At 39.8% G+C, this 24,426-nt stretch carries 26 protein-coding genes; 21 read left to right on the top strand and 5 right to left on the bottom strand.

Translation table 11 applies throughout. The annotated features are described in order from the left end of the window. Positions 1 to 22: 22 nt before the first annotated feature. The 19 genes from ACWATR_RS31185 (at position 23) to ACWATR_RS31095 (ending at position 17,636) form a co-directional block, all read left to right on the top strand. Positions 23 to 751 (top strand): hypothetical protein, encoded by a 729-nt coding sequence (locus ACWATR_RS31185; protein WP_460341415.1) that lies wholly within the window; start codon positions 23 to 25, stop codon positions 749 to 751. Further along, positions 748 to 1,470, top strand: coding sequence for a hypothetical protein (locus ACWATR_RS31180; RefSeq protein WP_460341412.1), 723 nt, complete (start codon positions 748 to 750; stop codon positions 1,468 to 1,470). Before ACWATR_RS31185 ends, ACWATR_RS31180 begins: the two co-directional genes overlap by 4 nt. Positions 1,471 to 1,472: 2 nt before the next feature. Next, entirely contained in the window at positions 1,473 to 2,069 is a 597-nt protein-coding gene (locus tag ACWATR_RS31175) for a Mov34/MPN/PAD-1 family protein (RefSeq protein WP_460341409.1), read from the top strand. Continuing rightward, positions 2,057 to 2,896, top strand: a complete 840-nt coding sequence (locus tag ACWATR_RS31170) for a ThiF family adenylyltransferase (RefSeq protein WP_460341406.1) — start codon at positions 2,057 to 2,059, stop codon at positions 2,894 to 2,896. The genes ACWATR_RS31175 and ACWATR_RS31170 overlap by 13 nt, the downstream gene beginning before the upstream one ends. 62 nt (positions 2,897 to 2,958) lie before the next feature. Continuing rightward, positions 2,959 to 3,642, top strand: coding sequence for a hypothetical protein (locus ACWATR_RS31165; protein WP_460341403.1), 684 nt, complete (start codon positions 2,959 to 2,961; stop codon positions 3,640 to 3,642). Continuing rightward, on the top strand, positions 3,639 to 3,989 hold the full coding sequence (locus ACWATR_RS31160) for a hypothetical protein (RefSeq protein WP_460341400.1): 351 nt from the start codon (positions 3,639 to 3,641) through the stop codon (positions 3,987 to 3,989). Before ACWATR_RS31165 ends, ACWATR_RS31160 begins: the two co-directional genes overlap by 4 nt. Then, positions 3,949 to 4,572 carry a hypothetical protein gene (locus ACWATR_RS31155; RefSeq protein WP_460341397.1) on the top strand — a complete coding sequence of 208 codons (624 nt, stop codon included), beginning with the start codon at positions 3,949 to 3,951 and terminating at the stop codon, positions 4,570 to 4,572. Before ACWATR_RS31160 ends, ACWATR_RS31155 begins: the two co-directional genes overlap by 41 nt. Before the next feature lie 44 nt (positions 4,573 to 4,616). Further along, on the top strand, positions 4,617 to 5,759 hold the full coding sequence (locus ACWATR_RS31150; RefSeq protein WP_460341456.1) for an IS4 family transposase: 1,143 nt from the start codon (positions 4,617 to 4,619) through the stop codon (positions 5,757 to 5,759). 6 nt (positions 5,760 to 5,765) lie between these two features. Beyond that, complete coding sequence (locus ACWATR_RS31145) at positions 5,766 to 6,281, top strand: DNA methyltransferase family protein (RefSeq protein WP_460341395.1); 516 nt, start codon at positions 5,766 to 5,768, stop codon at positions 6,279 to 6,281. 220 nt (positions 6,282 to 6,501) lie between these two features. Further along, the gene (locus ACWATR_RS31140; protein WP_460341392.1) at positions 6,502 to 6,849 is read left to right on the top strand and encodes a hypothetical protein; all 348 of its coding nucleotides are present in this window, start codon (positions 6,502 to 6,504) and stop codon (positions 6,847 to 6,849) included. A 132-nt stretch (positions 6,850 to 6,981) separates the two neighbouring features. Next, positions 6,982 to 7,974 carry a DUF5895 domain-containing protein gene (locus ACWATR_RS31135; RefSeq protein ID WP_460341389.1) on the top strand — a complete coding sequence of 331 codons (993 nt, stop codon included), beginning with the start codon at positions 6,982 to 6,984 and terminating at the stop codon, positions 7,972 to 7,974. 80 nt (positions 7,975 to 8,054) lie between these two features. Continuing rightward, positions 8,055 to 9,431, top strand: a complete 1,377-nt coding sequence (gene dnaN / locus ACWATR_RS31130; RefSeq protein ID WP_460341386.1) for a DNA polymerase III subunit beta — start codon at positions 8,055 to 8,057, stop codon at positions 9,429 to 9,431. A 66-nt stretch (positions 9,432 to 9,497) separates the two neighbouring features. After that, complete coding sequence (gene dnaX, locus ACWATR_RS31125; protein ID WP_460341383.1) at positions 9,498 to 10,859, top strand: DNA polymerase III subunit gamma/tau; 1,362 nt, start codon at positions 9,498 to 9,500, stop codon at positions 10,857 to 10,859. Positions 10,860 to 11,106: 247 nt separating this feature from the next. After that, the gene (locus tag ACWATR_RS31120; protein WP_460341379.1) at positions 11,107 to 12,027 is read left to right on the top strand and encodes a hypothetical protein; all 921 of its coding nucleotides are present in this window, start codon (positions 11,107 to 11,109) and stop codon (positions 12,025 to 12,027) included. 11 nt (positions 12,028 to 12,038) lie between these two features. Then, positions 12,039 to 13,859 carry a 3'-5' exonuclease gene (locus ACWATR_RS31115; RefSeq protein ID WP_460341376.1) on the top strand — a complete coding sequence of 607 codons (1,821 nt, stop codon included), beginning with the start codon at positions 12,039 to 12,041 and terminating at the stop codon, positions 13,857 to 13,859. A 279-nt stretch (positions 13,860 to 14,138) separates the two neighbouring features. Further along, positions 14,139 to 14,921 carry a hypothetical protein gene (locus ACWATR_RS31110; RefSeq protein WP_229474195.1) on the top strand — a complete coding sequence of 261 codons (783 nt, stop codon included), beginning with the start codon at positions 14,139 to 14,141 and terminating at the stop codon, positions 14,919 to 14,921. 127 nt (positions 14,922 to 15,048) lie between these two features. Continuing rightward, positions 15,049 to 16,008 (top strand): DNA polymerase III subunit delta, encoded by a 960-nt coding sequence (gene holA, locus ACWATR_RS31105; RefSeq protein WP_460341372.1) that lies wholly within the window; start codon positions 15,049 to 15,051, stop codon positions 16,006 to 16,008. After that, positions 16,005 to 16,880 carry an AAA family ATPase gene (locus ACWATR_RS31100; protein ID WP_460341369.1) on the top strand — a complete coding sequence of 292 codons (876 nt, stop codon included), beginning with the start codon at positions 16,005 to 16,007 and terminating at the stop codon, positions 16,878 to 16,880. Before holA ends, ACWATR_RS31100 begins: the two co-directional genes overlap by 4 nt. Positions 16,881 to 16,958: 78 nt before the next feature. Beyond that, positions 16,959 to 17,636: a hypothetical protein gene (locus ACWATR_RS31095; protein WP_460341366.1), complete on the top strand. Its 678-nt coding sequence runs from the start codon at positions 16,959 to 16,961 to the stop codon at positions 17,634 to 17,636. Between the two features lie 36 nt (positions 17,637 to 17,672). On the opposite strand, the gene ACWATR_RS31090 is transcribed toward ACWATR_RS31095, so the two are convergent. The 3 genes from ACWATR_RS31090 to ACWATR_RS31080 all read right to left on the bottom strand — a co-directional run bounded on the left by ACWATR_RS31090 (position 17,673) and on the right by ACWATR_RS31080 (position 20,943). Then, on the bottom strand, positions 17,673 to 18,923 hold the full coding sequence (locus tag ACWATR_RS31090; protein WP_460341364.1) for an RNA-guided endonuclease InsQ/TnpB family protein: 1,251 nt from the start codon (positions 18,921 to 18,923) through the stop codon (positions 17,673 to 17,675). A 101-nt stretch (positions 18,924 to 19,024) separates the two neighbouring features. Next, positions 19,025 to 19,723, bottom strand: coding sequence for a hypothetical protein (locus ACWATR_RS31085; protein WP_460341361.1), 699 nt, complete (start codon positions 19,721 to 19,723; stop codon positions 19,025 to 19,027). 41 nt (positions 19,724 to 19,764) lie between these two features. Continuing rightward, a complete protein-coding gene (locus ACWATR_RS31080; RefSeq protein ID WP_460341358.1) occupies positions 19,765 to 20,943 on the bottom strand; it encodes a hypothetical protein in 1,179 nt (392 codons plus the stop codon). 237 nt (positions 20,944 to 21,180) lie between these two features. Here ACWATR_RS31080 and ssb point away from each other — a divergent pair, with 237 nt between their 5' ends. After that, complete coding sequence (gene ssb / locus ACWATR_RS31075; RefSeq protein ID WP_460341355.1) at positions 21,181 to 21,564, top strand: single-stranded DNA-binding protein; 384 nt, start codon at positions 21,181 to 21,183, stop codon at positions 21,562 to 21,564. A gap of 73 nt (positions 21,565 to 21,637) precedes the next feature. Next, entirely contained in the window at positions 21,638 to 22,057 is a 420-nt protein-coding gene (locus ACWATR_RS31070; protein WP_460341352.1) for a hypothetical protein, read from the top strand. 229 nt (positions 22,058 to 22,286) lie between these two features. On the opposite strand, the gene ACWATR_RS31065 is transcribed toward ACWATR_RS31070, so the two are convergent. Both ACWATR_RS31065 and ACWATR_RS31060 read right to left on the bottom strand, forming a co-directional pair. Next, positions 22,287 to 22,577: a hypothetical protein gene (locus ACWATR_RS31065; protein ID WP_069072285.1), complete on the bottom strand. Its 291-nt coding sequence runs from the start codon at positions 22,575 to 22,577 to the stop codon at positions 22,287 to 22,289. 31 nt (positions 22,578 to 22,608) lie between these two features. After that, positions 22,609 to 23,547, bottom strand: coding sequence for a ParM/StbA family protein (locus tag ACWATR_RS31060; protein WP_460341348.1), 939 nt, complete (start codon positions 23,545 to 23,547; stop codon positions 22,609 to 22,611). Positions 23,548 to 24,426: the final 879 nt, after the last annotated feature.

Genomic DNA, 24,426 nt, shown 5'->3' with positions numbered 1-24,426 from the left:
GAGTTATGGCGGCTGATTAATTATGCTTGCGAACATACAATCATTCAAAATACCTATTACTTCTTTAACAGCAATTATCTACCTAGAAAATCTCTCCGAACGAGTAAATCTATTAAGCCTGTATCAAAAAATATTCCCAGAAAAATGGTTAGAATCAACCATTCATATTGATAAACAATCACATCCAGCAAGTGCCTACCTCGATAGAGAAATTGAATTTATTCAACTGGTGAATGATCATCTCTTCCCAATAGAATATATCGACGAGATTGAGTTTAGTTCCGAACATAATAGTATTCCTGTGTCACCACAAAAAGTTGAGTGGTGGTATGAAGATTTCGAGGAACTAGAATACTCAGAAAAATTCCTCCTATCGTTGATGGGGCAAGGGTACAATATAAGCCAATGGGAACTAAATTTTGGTTTTACTCCTGATTACATTGCTCTAGCAGAAGAAATTTACTTCGAGACACTTGTCAAGCTATGCCGTCGTTATAAAAGTCCTCTTCAATATTTAGATGCAGCCATACGAATTATAGATCACTCGACTGAAAATATCTGGCTAGATATTACGTGTGAAACAAGCGATTGGCTGGAATGGACTTATGAGAATATCATGTTTCTCGGTCAAAAGTGGAAAGAAGCCGTCTCGATGATGGAAAAATCAAATAAGCTTACCCACTTGCTAGAAACATCTCTTCCTGCTCGGAAAGCAGCAGTCAAAATTTGGAATAAAGCATCAAAATCATGAATGTGGATACAAACATATTACCAATAATTAACTTAGAAAATGTCTCTCAAATCCTGCTTGCAAATATTCCCCAAGATGATTTAATAGCGCAGTTAGTTATCCTCAAAGGACAGTTTATTTTAGTCGAACACGAAGGCAAAAATTCTAAGTACAAATTTCTTTCCCCTGAAGCAGTAGAGAAAGCCTTCACAAGTAAAACTGCTACATCTGGATGGCTTTCTAGCAACACGATTTGGTGGGGTAAAAATCCAGAGGGAGAGGCAATTATTCAGTTTTACTCTCCCCAAAAATATCAAATTCAAATTATGGGACAGGAAACGAAAGTAATTACTGTCCCCATGCCTGCACTTTTGTTGGCTGGATGCGGTAGTAGATATTACCTGTGGGCAGTTAAAGGGAGGGTATTTAAACCAGACGCGCAACTGTACAAGCCACCTCTACCTAACGTCTGGGACGACTCTGGTATTTGCTTTGGGGGAAATTCTCCCGGTATGTGCAGTGCTGCAACTATAAGCCAAACTTGGGATCTGTTCTGGAAATCACCCTTTAATAAGGACTTGTCCCAAGGCAAGTCAAAAACTCATCCCGACAATATCTGCAACCAGCTAATCAAATTGCACGAGTCTAAACCCAAATCCTACCCTTCAAGTGACCTTGTTTCCGTTCATAGCTGGAAAGTCACAACCCCAGAAGACATTATCAATCATTTGTTCAGTTAGCCATGAATCCCTTTATCGGTTATCACTTCGCTACAAGTAATAATTTTCCTCCCTACAGCCAAAAACTTCAGGAATACTGGCTTGCAGCAAATGGGCTTTTCTTGCGATCGCACCGCCGCGAGTTAGAGGTTTGCTTGCAAGTGACTCAAACTCAAGTTGCTGGACTCCAACCCATTGAACCCTACTTTCGCCTGAAAGTCCCAAAAGTCCCAAGCCTTGTAATTGCTGATATTATCAATGCTGCCAGTATCAACCCCCAACAGGAAATCCTATTCTACTTGGGAGTGACAAACTACCAATGGTGGTGTCACACGCCACTGCAAACTGCGTCTTCTACTCACGTCCTATCTTTAGAAAGCGCACTCGATAAAAGCTATACAGATGGATTAGTGGAAATACATAGTCATGGAACTCTAGCTGCTTACCCTTCAAGTGCGGACAATCAGGAAGAAAAAGGCAAATTTCGAGTGTTCGCTATCATCGGCACACTGAATACCATTCCCACAATATACACCCGCATCGGGATATACAATCACTTTTTCGACATCAACCCCAATCAAATATTTGAACTTCCGCCACAGGTAAAATGCTCGAATTAACTGCTTACCAACAAGCTTTACCCGTCTTACCTCGCAATCATACTCGTATCAACTTTGTTTTAGTAGGAGTAGGAGGAACAGGCGGGTTTCTTGCAGAAGATTTATGTCGAATTATTCTGCAACTCCAGCACACTAGAAAAGAAATTAACTTTGCGATCGTCGATGGCGATACTGTCGAGCTTAAGAATATCACCCGCCAAAATTATCAACAAGCTGAAATTGGGCTACCAAAGGTACAAACACTGGCTGCAAGATGCAGCGCCAAGTATGGAATTGAGATTACAGGCATTTGCGACTGGTTTGAAGAAGACATGATTCGCACCACCAATTCATGGAACACCCTAACAGTAATTATTGGTTGTGTAGATAACAGCGCCGCCAGGAGCAAAATTCACTCAGTTCTCAAACTGAATAGTGCAAATGAGCCAGCATCACTATTTTGGCTGGATTGTGGAAACAGCAACTACTCCGGCCAAGTAGTAGTTGGAACGCACTCTAATTTTGATATAGTTCAAGCTGCCAATAACCCAGACAAACCTCAATTCTGGTTGCATCTTCCCTCCCCGGCGCTGGTTCACCCGGAATTGTTAGTTCCTCAACTGGAAGAACTCATAGACAATAACCTCTCATGTGCAGAAATTCAAGCACGAAATTATCAATCGCTATTTGTCAATAAAATGACGAGTGCGATCGCAGCTCAGTACTTACTAGAATTAACCCTTACGGGAGGGTTAAAAAAGTTCGCCAGTTATTTTGACCTCAAAACAATGTCAACCCGAAGTTTATACGCAAGTATCGACAATCTGAAAAAATACTATATACCGTAGACAAATCACCACAAATAGCTCACGCATATTTATCCCAAAAATCAAATTTGGGATAGATTTTTATGAATCGATTCAATCACAAAACACTTGAGTTAGCCGAACATCATCCAGAATGTTTATCAACGATAAATTATTCTAATCTCACTGTAAAAAGTGAATCCGAAGTTGCTGGAGGTCAATTTCATCTCGTCATGCAACAAATTGGGTTAGGGCTAGCAGTCGAACCTTTCTTAAAGGAATACCCCCAAATTAATAACTGGGTTGATAAGGTAAAACCTTTTATAAACATCCTTGGAAACAAACAATGGAACGCCCAACTTCAATATTTATATCACGATATCCTTCTCTATAGCGAGTGTGATCTTATTATCTATGGTGAAAATCAAGTAGTTGGGTTTGACTGGACAATTCAAAAACCTCCTAAATTTGAAATTCTTGAGAGCAAGTGGCAAACCCAATTGAGATTATTTCTCCTTCACGAACGGACTGGAATGCCATTAGAACAAATTAGCCTAGTTTACTTGTTCATAAATACTGATAGCATTTATCAATTTACTTACTCTGAAAATAAACATTTGGCTTTCAAAGAACGGCTAGAAGAAACACTCGCTCCTTTTATAGGAGACAACAATGAAAATAAAGATTTAGCCAATCAAATAACTCCTCAAGAAGCACATGACAAATGGCTGGCAAGAGAAATATCAACTACGGAATATTTAGCAGCAATTCCTGAAGTGGAATTATGAATCCAACAGAATTAAATATCACCAAAATCGAACTCACTTCTAACGGTGGTTGGACGCTCAATATCCTCTCACGTCGGGTAGCAACTATTACTGATCCCTTGGGAAACCGAAAAACCAGCTATTTCGGGTTCAATACCAAAGAACAAGCCGAAAAGTTTAGAGATTGGGTTGTCAGAAAAAACAAATGTAGTAGTGCAGTGATCCGTCACTCCGAACGATTAGCTACTGAATGGGAGGTAAAAACTTGGAATGTACCAACCTCCCTAATTCTTAAATGCGCCGTTAAAGATTTAAAGGAATCTAGCAATGCAACTATCTCTACTGAATCTGTCCTACAACGAGGATAACTCATCACTAGATATTTTCAATATTCCTAACTTAGAAAAAGCAGAAACTCTCCGCAAGCTAGCTGCCTCAATGCAGTCAAATATTGACCAAAATAAAAATCCTGCTATTGGAAATCAAAGGGCAACAAAGCGCCGTAAAACCATAGCTCAAGGGATAATCCAAGAAGGAATTGAACTTGAGATTATTCAGTCTTGGTTATTTGCGATCGCACAAATGTGGGAAGTAGGAAATATCCCACCAATACTACGCGGTATATCTCGTAAATCACAGGTGGAAGTGCTATTTAGGATTTCTCAAAGTGGAGAAATTAGCCAGAAAGTCCAAGAAATACTAGAAGGCGAATATTACCAAGACTGGGTAAAATCTCTCAGTCGCGCGGGGTTACATACATCAGGCGAAATCATATCAGCAATAACAGAAATTCAACAGGTAGTAAAACCTGAAGCAATTGATACTACCAAGCAGCAACTTAATAAGCTTGAGTTAGAAATCATTGGCATGAAATCTGGAGATTTCTTTCTGAAGGGGCGACAAACCAAGCTGAAAACAAGACCGTGCAAAGAATGTAACGATTTATGGTAAAAAAAGATAGGTCAAGCATTGTCAATAAGACCTATCTAATGAGAATGATACCTTTATTCTATCAAAAGCACTTAAAAAGTCAATTGAGTCTACCAGAATACCTGTTTATCCAAATTTTGGTGAACATCCTACAGTCAATTAAAACCGTGAATTTAGAAAGGTTAGCAAATGGAATACCGTTACCAATTAAATTTGAGAGTAGAAGGAGAAGAATACAAAGATTTCTCTCATTACCAAATCTCACAATTGAAAAAATTTGGTTTCCTATCATTGCGGAATGGTTATCAATATACTTCACTAACGAAAAAATAATTTATGTAGCAATTGATAGAACTAATTGGAGTCGAATCAATCTATTTATGGTGAGTGTCATTTGGGATAAAAGAGCATTCCCAATCTATTTTAAATTATTACCAAAATTAGGTAGTAGTAACATAGATGAGCAACAAAAACTATTGTCTCAAGTAATGCCACTTTTTCAAAAATATAAAATATGTGTATTAGGTGATAGAGAATTTTGTTCCGTAAAACTCGCTAAGTACCTTCAATCCTTGGGTCTATACTTTTGCTTGCGATTAAAAAAGAACGAATTTGTAGAATTTGAAAAAGATATTTTTCAGGAATTAAACAGTCTGGGATTAGAACCAGGAGTATCATTTTTTATTCAAGGTGTAAAGGTAACAAAGACTCGCGGTTTTATGAGCTTTAACGTTGCTTGTAAATGGAAACGTAAAATCAACGGAGTAGCACCGAAAGAAGGATGGTTTATCTTAACGAATTTTGAGGCGTTAGAATTGGCTATTTCTGCCTATAAACAGAGATTTGATATTGAAGAAATGTTTAGAGATTTCAAGAAGGGAGGCTATAATTTGGAGGATACTAATGTAACTGGTGAACGCTTTATTTCTCTAGTTTTGTTGATAGCCATTGCTTACTCCTCTGCAACAATTCAGGGTCAACAAATCAAACGTAAAGGAATACAGAAATATATTGCTCGGCTCAAAGAATATGGTCGAAAAGAACGGAGACATAGTAGTTTTTATATCGGCTTATATGGTCAAACTTGGGTCAATTTTAAGGATATTTGTATGGATTTGGTCATGGAATTAATGAGAGTAAATCGCAATAAATCTAAGTATTATCAACAAGGTCTAAAAGCTATGAGGCTTATAGAGTCTGTCTTGTAGCTTATTTTGTCCCCCCTTCAGCATTTCTTTCCTACTCCCAAACCAGTTTGTCAACGACTTGCTCAACTGGCAGATATTGAAGCGAATTGGCGAATTTTAGAGCCTAGCGCTGGTAGCGGAAATATTGCTGAGTATATCACTAATACCTACCCTAATGTTCAACTAGAGGTAGTTGAGGTGAATTACAACCTACGACAAATTTTAGAACTCAAAGGATTTAATCTCGTAGGGAAAAACTTTCTGGAGTTTAACCCCAGTCATTTATACAATGCCTGTATCATGAATCCTCCATTTTGCGAACTTGTCGAGCATATCTATCAAGCTTGGAAGTTAATTATATCAGGTGGTGTATTAGTTTCAATCGTCCCTGAATCGGTTTTCTTCAACCGGAAGTATGAAAGCTTCAAAGAGTGGCTACAGAGCAACAAAAGCTATGTCGAATTGGTAGATAAAGATGCCTTTTTGAGTTCAAATAACCCTACAAATGTAGCTACTAGAATCGTCAAAATAATTAAACCATAGTGTACTACAAGCGCATGGCGTACTGCCAAATTGATGAAACTAGGTATGTCACGTACATCTTCCCTAAATGGGGAAAGTATGCGAAATACAAAATCCTTACACAGCAAGAATTAGAACTAGCAGTTACTAAGTGCAAGCTTGCTGGTTGGAAAGTCAGTAATGTCACCAAACTTGCTAATAAAATGCTTGAAATTAAACCCCAACGAACAAGGAGATAAATATGGCAATTGAAACTATTGCTTCCTACAGATTTATTCCTGGTAAAGATAGTCACATAACAACTTATGGCGCTCCTGAAGAACAAACAGTTGCAATTCACAATTCAAGCACAACATCTGTGTCACTAACTTTCACAACTGAAAATACATCTGTTCTTAGACAAATCATCATCAATCTTCAGCAAATATATCAGACACTTTTAAACAGCAAAACTGGAATTATTCAGGAAGACACTTACATGAACAACTTTACCGAATTAAAGAGAGAGTGCATTGCAAACAGCACTGTAAGAGGGTTTAGCTCCACAAGCGATTGCGAGGTTTTCTCGATTAAAGATTCTAAAGTTTAAATGATGAAAACTATATCCAAATAGCGAAAAATTAATAAATCTTTCAAGTCGTCATTTATAACAGACGACTTTTATTTTTTACAACGGCTTTTTGCTTGACGCATTAAAGATTGATTTCAATTAATTAAAATTATGGCAAGAAATCAAACAAAGCCTACTAATTCTGCTATTGAAGAAAGCGCAGCGTCCGAGTCAGAACCCCCTCAACAAACCGTTCAGAATGGGGCAAACATACAAAAGCGTAAATCAGCTATTTCTAAATTTGCCAATCCTGAGTACAATGCGCCGATTAGCAATATTTGCATCTGCCAAGTCATCAACCACATGGAAGCAGAAAAAGTTGGGTTGTTTATAAAAGATAAGTATTTAGCAGCAATTAACTGGCAAGGACAAGAACCAACACACAAGCACACCTTCTCCAGTGGTACGCCAGAAATGGGAGTGTTGTTGCAATCGCCCAGAATGCACATTCTTGATGTTTCTCCCAGATATATTGAACAGCGCGATGATGGCAAAATTGTGGGGGTGTACGAATCACCTGATGGGTACGAAATGTACCAAGCACTCGGCAAAGATGCCGCAGTATTGAGACGATTCTACTTGTTGCAACTTGTCGATGAAAATAATAACAATCTGCACTCAGTACCAATTGTCTTGTCAATCAAAGGCGTTGCATCATCAAAATTTGGCGAGGCTTACAAACAGTTCCAACGCGAACTAGAGGTTGCATTCGCCCGATTTACTGATACAACTGTCGCTGAAAAACGTGCAGAGTTTCATCGCCTTGGTGCATTTCAACCCACCTTCACACCATCCCTTGAACCGAAAGAAGCAGTTAACCAAAGAGATAAATCCTGGGTAGCAGTTGTCACTTCCTACAAATCACCAAACCCGGATGGCAGCGATTTTCTCGAATTCTTCTCAGAGGCCAAAGAAATCGATATCCAAACAACAATGCAGGCAAATCCCGAATTCTCTCACCGCATCGGTAAAACATCAACCGTTGTAGCAGAACATAACCGCCTCATAGGTGCAGCCGATATGCCAATAGCAGCACTTCCTCCTAGTACAGGAGGTCATGATTATACAGCATACAGTACTGAGATGGAACAACTGCCTTACTAAAACAAACTACCTCATCTAAGCGAAAAGGGTGCTAGAAATAGCGCCCGTTAAGAAATCATCCACTAAAAACCAAGTAACAAATGAAACTAACAATTGAACAATCTAAACTCGCAGAAATTCTAGAAACCGCTTACCTCGCAATCAGTCCTAAACCCACTGACCCAATTTTAGGAAATATCTTACTGATTGCAGACGAAGACGGGATAGTATCAGCAACAGGTACAAACCTTAACCTCACAATTCATACTACAACCACCGCTAATGTCGAAATTTCAGGTCAGGTAGCACTTCCTGCCAAACTACTAACTGATACTGTTAGTAATGTTAAAGGCGAAATTACCCTAGAAGTAGAAAATCAAGCCTGCATAATTACTCACAATAGCGGTAAGTGCCGACTAATTGGCGGAAAATCTGACGAGTTCCCAACACTTCCCAAGGGAGAAAATCCGACGGAGATAAACTTAAGTGCCAAGAAACTCCAAGCTGCACTTGAAGGGACGCTCTATTGCGCCAGCAGCGACGAGACAAAGTTGGTTTTAACTGGTGTCAACTTCAAAATTGATACCAACAAGTGGCAAGCTGCTAGTACAAATAGTCACAAATTAGCGCTAGTAACAGGAACACTCGATAGCGAATATTCTGACCCAATCAACTTCACTGTTCCAGGTAAGTCACTTAGCGAGTTAAACAAAATTCTCTCTCAAAGCGCCGATACGAGCGTGTGCAATATTCTTCTATCAGATAGAACTATCGAGTTTAGCCTTCCCAATACAAAGCTCATTTCCCGGCTTCTGGAGGGAGAATATCCCAAAATCAATAGCTTGATTCCCCGGTCGTTTGAGTATGAATTTACATTAGAGCGCAAGGGATTTGAGAGCGCACTCAAGCGGGTAAGTTATCTAGCCGAACGCAAGCAAAAGGTTGTCAAAATCCTCTGGGAATTGGAAGCTACACAGGCAACACTATACACCGAAGCTACTGATATTGGGGATGCAGTTGACTCGGTACTGATGAAATCGGTAACTAGTAATTCAGAAAACATCAGTATTGGATTAAATATCGACTACCTTATCGAAGGATTAAAGCATATCAGTACCGATGAAATCGTGGTGCGGTGCAACAAACCCACGCAACCAGTCATTGTCTGCCCGATGGGAGGACTGCTCAATCAGTTGTATCTGGTAATGCCTGTAGAAATCAAGCAGGGGTTTGAAAAGGTAAATAGCCAAAGTACAAAGGCAAAAGTCAGCACTCAAAGTGAGCCTGGTACTGAAGAAGTAACAGAAGTTAGCACTCAAACTGAGTCTGGCACTGAAGAAGTAACAAATGTGGCACAGGCAACAGATGATAGTGAAACTCCTCAAATAGAAACGCCATCCGTGGTAGCGAAAGATACTACCAAAGGTAAGTCAACCTCACGATCGCCACGAACGAAAAAAGAAGCGGCGACTGCCTAAAAAATCAAACTTCCTACCAACCACACTGGTAGGGAGTAAGTAAAACACCCGTTTATCATCAAAAATATGTACCAACCACTACATCTCAAATACCGCCCCCAGACCCTTAATGAAGTTATCGGGCAGGAACATATCGTCCGCACTCTCATAAATGCGATACTCCCAGGAGGGAGTCACTCCGCGATCGCTAAACGCCCGCCTTCTCCTAAAGGAGACGCGCAAGGGACGGCGATCGCACTCCAGAAGATTGCACCCGCCTACCTATTTAACGGCCCCAAAGGCACAGGCAAGACTAGTACCGCCCGCATCATGGCTAAATCCCTCAACTGCCAGTCAACCCAGGAACCGACAACCAAGCCCTGCGGAGAATGCAATTCATGTAAGGGAATTACAGCCTCTTCTTCCCTGGATGTAACTGAGTTAGATGCTGCCAGCAATAGCGGGGTAGAAACAATCCGCGAGTTAATTTCCACTACCCAGTTTGCACCAGTTGAGGGAAGGTACAAAATTTTCATTATTGATGAATGTCATGCCCTAAGCAGTCAATCGTGGCAGGCGCTTCTCAAGACTATTGAAAATCCACCCCGTCATGTAGTTTTCATCTTCTGCACAACTGAAATACACAAGGTTCCTGAAACTATCATCTCGCGCTGTCAAAAGTTTGATTTTAGGAGAGTAGGGCTAGAAACACTTGTTCAGTATTTATCAAAAGTTGCCCAGAACGAAAACATCAACATTAACGCACCTGGTATTTGGGCGATCGTCAAATCTTGTGGAGGTTTTATTCGCAACTGTCTTGTATTGCTCGATCAATTGAGCAACCTGGGAGTAGATGAAATCACACCAAACTGGGTTTGGGAATTATCAGGTGTCGTTCCCGAACACGACCTACTTACCCTAACCGAAAACCTTGCTAAAGGGGAGGTAACAGCTAACTTACAAATCCTCCAAGACTTAATCGAGTATGGCAAAAACCCATTCGTCATATACTCAAGTTTAACTGGGTTTCTCAAAGACCTGCTAGTGGCTAAAACTGCCCCTGATAATAGACAAATTACTCAACTGGAGGAAGGCACTTGGCAGGAACTCGTTACTATTTCTCAGATGTGGGAACTAACCCAGATTCAGGCAAGTATTGCCCTGTTAATGTCAAGACAACAGTTAATGCGTGACTCGGAGGCAGCTAAACTTTGGTTAGAAGCGACACTCATTGAGTTAAGCAATATCAAAGAAGAAAAACAACCTTGGACTAATTGGAAAACAATCCAAGATGCTATCAATTGGGGTAAGGAACAACTCCCACATTTATCCCAATCTGAACTCGAAAGGCACTGGAACAATCTTACTCCCATTAAAGGTAAGAAAGCACCTGCATGGGTACAACTGGTGCAAGAGCTTCAGATGAAGTCTCAATTACAAACTGCCTAATTCAAATGTTCGTCACTTTGTAAAAACACTTACTTTCCCCAATAAAAACTTTGGGGAAATATTTTTTCAGACTTATTCAAAAATTACATTAAATATAATACACTTGCATCTACAGCAATATCTACCTTGTGCAGTAAGCCTCAATATTAATAAAGACTGTCCTGACTGGGAAGCAAAAAATTAAGATATCAAGCAATACCACAACAAAATTTAACAACTGGCATTGTGGAAGTATCTGATTAAAATTATGCCAGTTGCAGCAATTAGCCTTCGTACAGGACTTGAATTACCAGCAGCGATCGCAGATTTTGATACGTATATTGACGAATTACCGCGATGCTCCAAATGTTTTGGCGAATTATGCCTTGCCAAAGGTGAAAAAATGCCACCTTACTGGAGGCATTTTCCAGGCGTAGGAAATGAATGTCCCGATAAATCAGAAATTAGCGGGGTTATCTATTCCCATCCTAAAACCTTAGATCGTAAACAAACCCTCGCATTATTTAAAAAACGTTTTCTCGAAATTTTAGATATAGCCATTAATGGCACACTTACTATCGATGGACTATTCGCCACCAGACAGCTATCAGAACAGATCAAAGGAAGTTCAGTTCAATGCAGTAATGGAATAGCACATTTTAACGACTGCCTGCTAGAGATTGACAGACTTAGAAAAAACCTTGACTGTATTTTAGCGGTTGCCTCTAGCTGTGCCAAAAATTTATACAGCAATGACTCAATTAACGAATGGAAAGTACCAGAAGCAGAAAAAATCCAAATGCTAGAAATAACAATTGCTTACAAACAAACTCATGAACGATGTGTAGATGAAGCGTGCAAATATATATACAGCAATGGTAGGCAAGACCTTCTCAAAGAATTAGTAGCATTTGCATGGCTGGAATACAATTCAAAGCTTAAAAACACTTACAACCAATTAAAAGTACGCGAATTTCCAGTATGGCTGCTTACAGCAACAACATCAATATTAGCAGCAGTACCCTGGTACAGAATTATGACCGCACTATTAGAAGAAAAAGAACCACATACGCAGCCGCTTTCAATATTCGCACTTCCTAATAATCTAGACATAATTTTTGAGGTATTTTTATCGTCAAAAAAACCACCAACTAAACCACAAGGATTCATGCCAAAAAAGAGTAATTAATTTTGGATATTATGAATTATAACCACCGAGATTTTATTACAAAATCTGGTAATAAGATTATCATTGATGAGGAAAAACTCGACATATTCTGGTCAGATACTACCCCAATACCTGAGTGGCATCCCACAGTAAGTATTCCGACCTACAGAACGCTCAAAACTCTGGTAGTCGATATTGAGACGGCAGGGATAAACCCAAGAGAAAATCGTATCTATGCAATTGGCTGTATGAGGGAGATAGGGGAGATTGCCATCTTTATGTATCAAGCTGAAAGCAAAATCCTCCTGGAGTTTTTCAAACACCTAGAAGCAAGCAAACCAGAAGTAATTTACACCTACAATGGAACAGAATTTGACCTACCGTTTCTCATCACCCGCTGCGAGTTACATGGCATTTCTCATCCATTTGGAATTGCATCTAAGAAGCGCACTATCCGAACTGCCCAAGTACGCGGCGAACCACTGGAAATTCGAGAGGTATTCATCCGCAACTGCCTGCACGTAGATATCTTTATCTGCGTTCTCAGGTGGGATTTTGTCGCCAAGGAACTTACTAACGGGCGATCGCTTAAACAGGTGGTACTAGAAATGGGATTGCGTAAGCAAGCGCGACTGGTTCTCCCCTATGAAGAAATTCTCGCCTGCTGGAAAGCCGGTTCTGGTAGTAGGGGATGGCAGAAAATCAAGGATTACCTTATTTACGACTTGGAAGATACGCAACTCATAGCTAACAGACTTGTACCCTCATACCACTATGAAGCACTGGTTGTACCGGGAATGAACCTCCAGCAATTAGCCCTCGCTGGTAACGGCACCAAATGGAAGCAAATATTCTCGCATCATTACCCAGGATACAAACCCAAACCCGACCGTAAGTATAAATTCCAAGGGGGGATAGCCTACTCTATTCCAGGACTATATAAAAAGGTTGGATACATCGATATCAGTTCTATGTACCCCAAAACCATATTGTCGAAAGGAATTGTCTCTCGTAAAGATACAAAGCGAATCGGCTTGAGCATCTTGCAATATTTGGTAAATGAGAAATCAAGGTTGGAACAAGTTGCCAGCACCGGAGACATTGTTGCCAAGGAAAAAAGAGAATCCACCAAAGTTTTAGCTAATTCTCAGTTTGGGTTCTTCGGAACATCAGAACTCGCCTTCAACGATATGGAAGCAGCCGCTTTAGTAACAGCTTACGGTCGGCGCATCCTACAATTCATGATTGAGGTAATCAATAATGCTGGCGCAACCCCTGTAGAAGTTGATACTGACGGCGTGTTTTTTACTCACCCCAACCCAGAAAAAGTGTATGCCACACTTCAGTCTCAATTACCCAAAGGAATAACCGTCAAATTAGAGTTTATTGCCAATGCAATGTTTATTCCGCAAAGGGGAACTAAGAACTATCTGTTATGGCTGAAAGATAACTGGATTATCCGCAAAGGTAGTTGGAGAAACCGTTCTCGCTCAAGGCTAGAGAAAGAATTTCCTGTTGAATATTTAACCTACCTAATCCAAAACCAATCCACAGCAGAGGAATATTTCAGAGAAGTAAAATCACAGATTTTATCAGGAAAATACCCGATAGAAAAACTCTGCATTATTCGCAAAATTCGTGTTGGGGAAAAAGAACTTCTTAAATTAGGAAAGCCTGGTGATGTAGTAATTTACTATTACGGAATCAGAGGTATTACTAATACCAGCACAAATGAGAGCTATTCACGTCAATACTATCTTGACATTATAGAAAAAAGACGAGAAGAAATCCTCAAAATAGCCGCTCCTGAAATACTAGAAGGTAATAAACGTCAGCTATCTCTTTTCTACTAAATGAACAAACTTGATATTTAACCTAAGTACTGAAAATAATAAATATCAAGTATTTTTTCAATTCTCTAACTCTCAACAGTTTATAAATCACAAAAAATATTTACAAGTAAATCAGTCTTTACAAAAAGTGATTTTAATGCTTTCACATAAACCGAAAATATGCCATAAAAAAACAGATTAGCAACCCCTGTATCAGCCAAAAATCCACTGATTAACTGATTAGTTTATTTAATTGATGGATTGGTAGAGATATTATTCTTAAATGTGGGAAGGTAATTAATGAAAAATAAATCCTCATATCGCAAGCCCAGGCTTAATAAAAAACAAAGGGCTTGGGTGAACTCATTCCTTGCATCTCATCCTAATGCCAGAGTTAGAAATATCTATGAATTAGATGGCGATCGCGTTGTTGAAATTGAGTGGTGGGAAAATACAAACCGAATAATATTAGACCCAAAAACCTACATTCAAGGAATTATCAGCTACAAGATGCGGGTCAAACTAAGGAAATTTGGCGATGCGAGAAAAACAGCAGAGTTCTTTTACCGCATCACCCCGCCAGAAAAACGAACTGCATCATGGCACTTAACAGGTCAACTCTCTCTAGAACTTCCCCAGTGTTACGAAGTTGCAGACCCAAACAACCCAGTTATCGTTAAACCAAAAAGGAGGAATACTAAAACCAAGAAAGTTAAAAAATTAATTCAGCATACTCTTCCTCTATCAGGAATTAGTGCCCAACTTCATACTATAAACATCGAAGATGGTGGTGTTCCTTTATCGGAACAAGAACTATTACTAGAAAGGGTATCACACCTAAATTTAGATACTGGTAAAGAGACTAAACTTCCAGGAGCTATAGTCAAAATTCTTTCTAAGAAAAAAGCTAGCTTAAAGGAGTGGGAAACAGCTATTGCGCTATATGAGGTAACTGGTTCTAGTGGAGTCGTAGAGTATCTCCAACAATTGGATTATTGGCGGAAATATTTGGGTATTCAACCAGTAGAAAATACTGTTGAGAAAGTCTCAAATCATAAGTCAGTACAGCCAATACAAAATTAAGTGTAAGTATTTGCTGATCGCTATATAACAAACACTAAGGATATAGAAAGAGTTAACACTAACTCTTCTTTTTTTAAACCACCGCTTACGACTAACGCCTGATAAATAAATGTTTATCTAATCTATCATGACTGTATATCTGTACTACGGCGAAGATAGCTATTCACTAAATCAAAAAATTGATTATTTAGTGAATCAAAATGTTCATGCGGAATGGAGAGCTTTCAACTACGTTAAGCTATCTGGGAATGAGAAAAATATTGCTGCCAAAGTCTTTACCGAGGTTATGACTTTGCCCTTTGGAGAAGGTAATAAAATTATTCATACAGACAGCGACTCTCTAATTGGAAGTTTATCAAATGAAGATAATAACCAACAACTTGAAAATTACCTTTCCCGAATACCTTCCAGCAACCTTCTATTAATTACTGGTAATAAAAAGCCAGATTCGCGCAGAACAGTAGTAAAAACTATCCTAAAATATGCCCAACAAGAAGAGTTTCCCCTCGTCCCAAGTTGGGATAAAAAGGGGATAGTTAACTTGATAGGAAATTATGCAGCCATCCATCAAGTTAAACTCACTCCAGATGTCACTGATTACCTAGCTGAAGCAATTGGCAATAACACTGCACGAGCCGATAGCGAATTCGCTAAACTTGCTGTTTATGCAAGTGGAAAAATAATCTCTGTTGAGGAAGTAAAACAGCTCGTTGGGAATCATAATACTGACTACATAAAGCTTACTATTGCTATGTTAAGAAACCATCCAAGTTTAGCAATAGTGCAGGTATCTAAACTACTAGATAATAATGAACACCCGCTCAAAATAGTAGCAACACTTACCTCTATTTTCCGCACTTGGTTAATAACCAAATCTGGGGTAGAAACTAAATTATCTGATACGAAGATTGCAGAAATAGCCGAACTGAAAAACCCCAAAAGGTTGTATTACCTCAAAGATGAAGTCAAGTTTGTAGGCGTTCAAAAGCTTAAACACAGCCTTACTTTACTTGTACAACTCGAAGCCGAACTCAAAAGCGGAGTTGACAACCTAACCAGTCGAATTGCTGAAATTTCTACGATATGAAAAACAACCCATTTACAGAAATCACCGGACAGCATACCGCCAAACTTCTCCTGACTGAAGCAATCGAAAAGAATAAAATTGCTCCTGCATACCTATTTAGCAGTCAAGTTGAGGGAGTAGGGAAAGGAAAAACCGCTCTGGCGATCGCAAATGCGATACTCCCAAGAGGGAGTCGCTCCGCGAACGCAGGAGAAAATAACCATCTAGACATCTTACAAATCAAACCAACCCATCCCGAAAACACCTCCCAGCAGAAAGGTATACCTGCTATTCGAGTAGAACAGGTGCGCGAGGTAATTGAATTTCTTTCAACTAGTGCAGTCAAGGCCAAGCAAAAGGTGGTGATTATCCACGAAGCAGATATGCTCAACCCTACCGCCGCCAACAAACTTCTCAAGACGCTGGAAGAACCGAAAACTGGAACATTTATCCTGATCTCGTCCTATCCTCAAAAGCTATTACCCACTATCAAGAGTAGGTGTCAAATCATACCTTTCCAAAGGTTAACTGATGAGGAGGTTATTTCTGTTCTGAAAGACCGACAAATCGAGGTAACAGAAAAAATACTAGCTATGAGTTCAGGCAGTCCTGGTCAAGCGATCGCCAACATCACAATGTTAGCTTCCATCTCAAAAGAAATCATAACTCAACTGGAAGTGCCTCCTGACGATATTCTCAACGCACTCAGTTTGAGTAACTCCATCTCAAGCTGGAATCACGAGACACAATTATGGCTGCTTACCTACCTGCAACACAACTGGTGGCAGAAATTAAAAAGCACTCAATTGCTAGCTAAATTCACCCAAGCAAGGAAGCAATTGCTGCATCACGTTACTCCTAGAAGCGTTTGGGATAACCTACTTCTGCCATAGCAAAACCCATCCATTATCAAAAAGCACTGCCAGTTAGAAGTATTTCTAGCTGGCAGTATTTATTTACACATAAGGAATATGAACCAGCAGCAAAGCTTATTCGATGTCGAAGAAACCATCCGTAACAGCAAAAGCCAAAAAGCTAGCGAAATTCTTACTCCTAGCACTAGAAAGATACTTCAGCTACTAACCAGCCAAGGAATTAACAAAACTGTAACAGCGAGTCTACTCGATCTAGCAGGAGCAAGCCGTGAAATTGTTCAATACATCGCCGGGCCAGTTGTAACTCAGCAGAACGGCTGGCAACAGTCAATTCCGTCCTGGGTATGGCGTGCGATCGCAGTTGATAGATTAGATGCAGCTTTACAAGAGATAGACAAAGGAGAAGTAGGTAAACTTGCCTCTAGCAGCGAAGTTGTTGCACTGATGATGCCAATTGCTTTTGAAGTGCCCCTATCATCTGAATGGACAGATGTTTACCTCTGGGCAAGTTATGATGCCCTCGTCAGCCACAGACCTTTCAAGAATTTCAACTACGAAAACCTCTGGGAGAAGATTGGTACAACTCCGGTTTCGTATGACAAAATCCGCTCTGATTATGAAACCCTGGCTACTGATATCCGCTCCCGTGTAGTCAAACACGCGGCGAAAGAAGGATGGGATAAAAAGTCGTCGTCAAATAAGAACAAACACCCTGTTAAAGCAACTTCAACTGAAAATAATATTCAGATGGAGCAATTGTCACTGTTCTCGTGACATGACTCCGACCTGAAGGTACGGAGCATCTAAGAATCACTTCTTAGATTTCCTAGTTACTCCCTTGCGGGTTTTCGACTTTGACCTAGACTGAAATATCTCAGTCCCCGGCAAACCGTCTGCATAGGCGTTTTGGATTCCCGACTGCCCATCGGTACTAATTAGTTCTATTCCTCTATTTCTGATTACTTGACCACTAGCAACATCTCTATCGGTTGTATAGTTACAACTAAGACAATGATGCACTCTAACACTCAAGTCTTTTTTAACTTCTGCACCGCACTCAGGACACTCCTGCGAAGTCCCCCTTGCGCTAACCTCACCGAAGAATTTACCACGCTTCCAGCAAACATACTTGGTGATGGTTCGGAATTGTCCAAAACCCGCATCAAGCATCTGTTTACCAAGCATCCCCTTTGCAAGAGTCCGGTAATCCAAATCTTCCATGAAGACCATATCACCAGCATCACAAAGAGCATGAGCTTGCTTGAAATGAAAGTCCTTGCGGATATTGTCAATCGTGTGGTGAAGTCCGGCAACCTTAATACGCTGTTTCTCGTAATTTTTAGAGCTATTCTTTTTTCGAGAAAGTCTGCGTTGCAGCAATTTCAGCTTGCTTTGCATCACTTTCAGGAACTTGGGCGACTTCACGAGAACTCCGTCACTAGTTGCCAAAAACTTTTCAAGTCCAACGTCTACCCCAATAGGATGACCGTATGGCATGGGATTGGGGACACTAACATCACACTGGATATTAACAGAAGCGTACCAAATATCCGCTTTGTTGATTATCCGAACTTGCTTAACCACAAATCCACTTGGGATTGGGCGATGCAAATTAATTGGAATCAACCCCAGTTTAGGCAATGCAATATGTGTCCCTTGTACAGGATTCTGTTTAAACTGGGGGAACAACAAAGATTTGAATTGCCCAAACTTTTTAAATCTTGGAAATCCATGACCAATCTTCTGAAATCCTTCCCATGCTCTGTGTAACTGCTTGATTGCTTGCTGCAACACTTGACTTGGTACTTCACTCAAACGGGGAAATACCTTTTTAGCGTTTGGCAGTGCATTAAGTTGCTTTACTTCGCTAGGGAAAGGGCTATCAGCAGCCATGATATATTCATGACTAATCGAGCATCTGTCAACCATGCATTTACGGCTATTGCACCAATCCTTAATTTCTCGCAGTCCGTAGTTATAGGCAACACGACAAACATCCATCCACTCAAAAAGTAACTGTTCTTGAGTGATGTTTGGATAGATTCGGTAGCGGTAATTCATGGTTAGCATTCCAGTATTTTAACACATTTAGTGGAGAAGTTAACTCTAGTAAATCAAAGCTGTGCTGGAAGTACGGGGTTTTAAACCCATTTTTCTCATAACTAATTGTTAGTACTTTTTTCAACACTCTTCCCAAAGTCCTTCCTCTCCTTTTCTGTGAGAGGAGGTAATTCTTCTTTATAGTAAAAATTACCTAATTTCTGACACTGATTGAGGTAAATTAGTCTTGCGGAATCACTCGCCCTCAAGTCCTGACGTAAAAGTAATTTAAACGATTTTTCACGCTCTTTCAATTCCTTCACTGCCACAAGTATTTCTTGTGATACAGCAGGATTTTCATAAGTAGAAGAAAGTTCCTCACTTGATGAATAAACCTTTAGTTTATTGCCAGCAGGTTGAGTTAGAAGTCGCTGAGTATTATACGAACGCCACAGACCCAGTTTCTCGCGCCGTAATGACTCAATTTCAACCTCGCCAATTCGGTCTGGAGTACTGCGCCGCACGTAGACAAAACAACCTTTATCAGCTGCTATAGTCAAACTCACTTTCACACCATTACCATCAAAATAAAACAAGTCAATTAAGTCGTTCTCTGCACTAACTTCTCCAAGCTTCTCTTTATTTGATAAATCAGGCAACGCTTCTGGATTTAGCGATGGCGTAGCATTATTAACATTAGCTGGGGATAATGATGGCGTAGGTGAAGAATTCGATTCTATAGCCGAGACTTTATCTTCTTTTTCTGGAGATGAACATCCAATCAGGAAGAGTAACAATCCTATAAATAAGTAGTTTTTCATAAATATAAATTTATATTTGTAAACTAACAATAAAATATTAATTATTGCTTCCCACTCAACCGACCTGTTTGATAAAAATCACGCAGACTAGGGAAAGCTTTTTCTAAAAGCCAGTTGCACCCAACTTCTGATTCAGGAATATTTGAAGCAGCCATGTAATAACCACTTCTGTAAGCAGCTACACCCAAACAAGCTTGTAAGCTGGATATCGCCCGCGAAGAAGCTGGAATAGCCATCAAATCTTCCAAATGACTGGGATGATAATTTTGTCCTACCAGCAGAAAATAAACCAAAGTTTGAACCAACCGGGATAGGACAACTGTTCGGTCTTGCCAACGTTCTAAATGAGACTCGATACAGAAGTAATCAGGTAAATCAGACATCTGAGATTCATCATCAAGGAATAAATCGCTTTGGCTTTCGATAAAACTAGAATCTAGACCTATAAACTGTTTGAGAAAAACAAGCGTTTTTCCCCAACGTTCGTGCCCCTCAGTTTCAGCAGAAAACGCACCTTCTGAATACTGCGAACCGTACTTCTGTTGCAGTTGGGTAACAGCCTCTTGATTGATATCACCCTGCCAATCAGATTCAGTAATAAACTCTTTTAAAATCTCTTGTAAATAGATGGGTGAAAACTCACTAATCTCTGGAGATTGATCATCAAAATCGTCTTCATAAGTATCAATAATAAATTTATCTAACTCGATTTCTAGCTCTTGCTTTCTATTAACTGGTAGTAATGATTTAGCATCTTCTAACGATAGAGGAAAATCTAAATAAGGATGACCTTTGGCTAAGTAAGAATCACCCAAATCTGCTAAACTTTCAAGCGCGATAGTCCGGGCAAAATACTCATCTTGTGGATGCACGCATACTCGGTCTAATTCCTTATCCACTAGCATCATGGTAGTTGCCAGTAGGGCAAACCATGACGCATCGTGCAAACAAGTCGGTAAATCAGCAATTAAATCTACTAACTTTAGTTCTAGAATTTCTCCCCAAACGCCTATCCTAGTTGTATTTGAAACATCACAAAAATGCTCTACATCTTCTCCAACAGATGTTTCTCCTAACCAGGTAAGATTTTCTACCCGCAAAGAAGATGAGTAGTCAGAAGTCAGCTGGTTTTGGCTATCCTCATCCGACTGTATCCACATCAAAGCCAAAAGCATCAGCTTACAAATACTTACTCGCTTCAGGAGAAGATATTCAAGCATAAGTCATTACTTATAATTTTTAGATGCATACCACGCTAATTGCGATACCACCATAGCACAGAGTAACTTGTCGTTCCCTAGTAAAAACCACAACTTTACGAGAAACAAGGACAAAAAATAACTCATGAGTATGAATAAAAAAGAATGTGGTTTAAATAAAAAAACTCGTCAAAATAATAAATCCTGAAAGAACTAATGCTGACGCAGCAATAAGAGAAATATATAAATCCTCGCGTTATGAACTATATCAACAAAGTCATGCTGGTTGGCAGATGCGGACAAGAACCAGAACTCAAATATTTCGAGTCTGGCGCAGTTAAGGCTTCAATCTCTATTGCAGTCAGACCACCCTACAGAAGTGAACAAGCCCTTTGGTTTGATTTAGTCGCTTGGGGAAATCAAGCAGAAGTAATTGGAAATTACGTTCGTAAAGGAACCCAAATTGCAATTACTGGCGAGTTTGGATTTGATCGTTGGGCAGATAAAAATTCTGGCACTATGCGGCAAAAACCCGTAATTACAATCAACGCTATTGAATTGTTAGGTTCACCCCGTAAGGAAGAATCTACATCCACTTCTGCACCAAACGAAATACAGACTGTAGCTAACGCAAATTTCTAGGAAATTACAAATCGCCTATGCACTATAAATCGTAGGCGATAAACCATCTAATCAATCTACAAATAAAACGAACATGATTCATAATACTGCAACTATCAATCTTAAGTCAGTGAACACTACCCACGACAAAGAAGGTTCCTTGATTGCCTTTGGGATCGCCGAATTCTACTACCGTTCCAAGGAGGGAGTAGTTGCTGATGAGATGCCATTCCGTTCCAAAGGCGCACCCGCCGTCGTTATTAACGAACAAGGGGAAGGCGTACATGGTACAGCAGAAGGATATCTCGATTTGCTAGTTGATAACAGGGGTGATTACAAAGAAAAGATTGCCACATTCGTAATCAGAAACTTTATGTCAGCACAACCCATCAACGAACTCACCCACGTTAGTAAAACCCCTCACTCGCCTGAAACTCCCGATTTTGCCAAAGAACTACTCGAAAATAACGTTACTTCGACAGATGAAGACCTAGATCAAGAACCTCCGTTCTAGACCCAATTAACTAAATAATGCTAGTACATACAGGGTTACTTGTTAGTACTGGCGTTATTTTTTTATAAAAATCCAGAATAAAAATCTACTGTTTGGTAAAATCGCTTACATCAACTCATCTTATATAGTACATAAATACTGAAAGACTTACACAAGAGCTAAATTTAAAACTTTTTTGACATAATTACCCCACGAGTTGGGAATTACCGTTGCCAACTTCATCTGACGGTTATAATTCAAAATCGAGAATGAATGTTTCGCCATCAGGATCTTCTAGTTTTTGGTCTGTAGATGGCTGGGGAATTGGCTGCTGGAGTCTGTTTTCGTTAGTAGTAAGCGGCGTGAAAGCTACTTGTTGTGTGGCTAATCCAGCCTTTATGAAAACAAAATAGCAATCAATAATAAAATAAAGCGTCTCCAGATAACTTTTACCTAGTTGTTGGGATTCTGCAAATATGCGTTCTCGGTAGTTTTCTTTGAGCCGAATTTTTACCGGAGCTAAGTCTTGTTTATCTGTCATTGTTATAACTTCACTTTCCAGATGTGTTTGGTTAATTCTTGCTCGTAATGGTTTTTGCCATTTCTAGAAGCCCAAAGACATTAGCTTCCACTGGATTGTCCAGGATTTTGAAGCCATTCTTTTCTAACAACTTTTTAAATCCTGGTAACAGGCAGCCTCCACCTATCGCCCAGATTTCATCCCCTTGGTGCTTGGCATCAAGTGTCAGATTCACCACTTTTTTTAAGTATTTTTCATACCAATCTTTCAAACAAGTGCTGTATATATCTTTGATATCGATGTCACGGCTGTACTTGGTATGTCCCATTTCCAGACAAAATCGAATCTTGGATGCATCCCCAATTTTTCCCCCATTTAGATGTTTCATTTTTTGGGAAATATCATCAATGAGAACTTCTACACCAATGGGGTAGGCGGTGTGAACTTCTCGTTTCCCCTGGTTGTAACGAGAATACAGAGTCGTGCCATTGCCAAAATCTAAAATAGTTAATTTTTTCGGTAGTTGATGCCCAAATAATGCACCCATCCCCTCTAGCACAACTTTCAGCACTTCTACTTTCACATCTGATTGTTTGCCAGCAAGTATTGGCTGATATTCTCCACTGAGTACTTTTTGCAATTCGTTCGCCAGACCAACATCATGTAAGCTGACAACTAATTTTAAGTGCCAAGCCTTACGGTGTGGCAGATGTGCCAATGCACCCAATAAAGTCAACAACGCATTATTGACTTTGTTTTCATTGTTATCGGTGTTTCGGTCAAAATGATAACCTGTACGGAAAGCTGATTCTCCGACTGTGTAAGCACTACCGTTAAAAACTACCCGTCCGGGTACATCTTCCATGTCGGCTGTGGAAATATAGCTGGGAACACGAACTACTTCAAAACCATCGACTAAAAGTTTTAGGCTTCCATAACCGTTATCAAAGCCAGCAGGAAAAATTTTTTGCAAGGCGTGAATATTTGACATAGGGATCAAGTCAATACGTTTTGATTTGTGAAAGTTATCTTTTCAGATTATCTAGGGGAGCAGGAAAGCAGGGGAGAGAAGAATAACTTGCTATGAGTCTTTCTCCAGAACTCTGCCCCTTCCCTCTCTAACCTCAAGAGCTTATCATACCCCTTGGGGGCTAAGTGGGGTACAAAATATCAGATAACTAAATGTACCCTATAAAGCCCCTATAAAGCCCCCATATAGGTGTCAAATTCTCATCGAAGTCCTAATCTATTTTTGGGGTACACATAGCCCCCATATAGCCCCCATCAGAATTTTTGAAATCTTTTCTATGAACGTAGTAGAAATTAACTTACAAAAAAATAGAGAAGAAGGAATAGAAAACTTTAGTTGTGGTCTAAAGCCCACTTAAAAAAATATTTATTTCGAGACGCATAGCGCGAAATACAAAGCGCAGAGACGGAATGTCTCCGCCTCCGCTCCTTGCTTAAATCCCAAGTTTCAAAACGTGGGTTCCCTACACTCTCTGAAATGGTTGATTGTTTGATTTATAATCTACTGTCAATATCTTTGTTACAAGGGAAATACCGAAAACCCTTGAGAAATAGCAACACAGTTGCGTTTTTCGTACTTCAGGCAAGGAATGAAGGCTAAAAAAGGCGTTTACGCCTGAGCCAATATATAGTACAATTGAACTCAACAGGAACGGTAATTAACCTGTATAAAAACCCAACTGCCTAACGGCAATCTGCACCTTGGCAACTGAAGATATGGGGTTCTATTCCACAGTTCTAGCTCCTTTCCAGGAATAGGTAAAATCTTCATGGAGACTAGACAATCAGAATTTAAATCAAGCAAATTTTTGGACTAATCCGACTACCGAGGGGCACTCGG

It is taken from the genome of Nostoc sp. UIC 10890 (assembly GCF_054786515.1).
The sequence above is the reverse complement of the archived record's forward strand: the minus strand, read 5'-3'. Positions and strand labels throughout refer to the sequence as shown.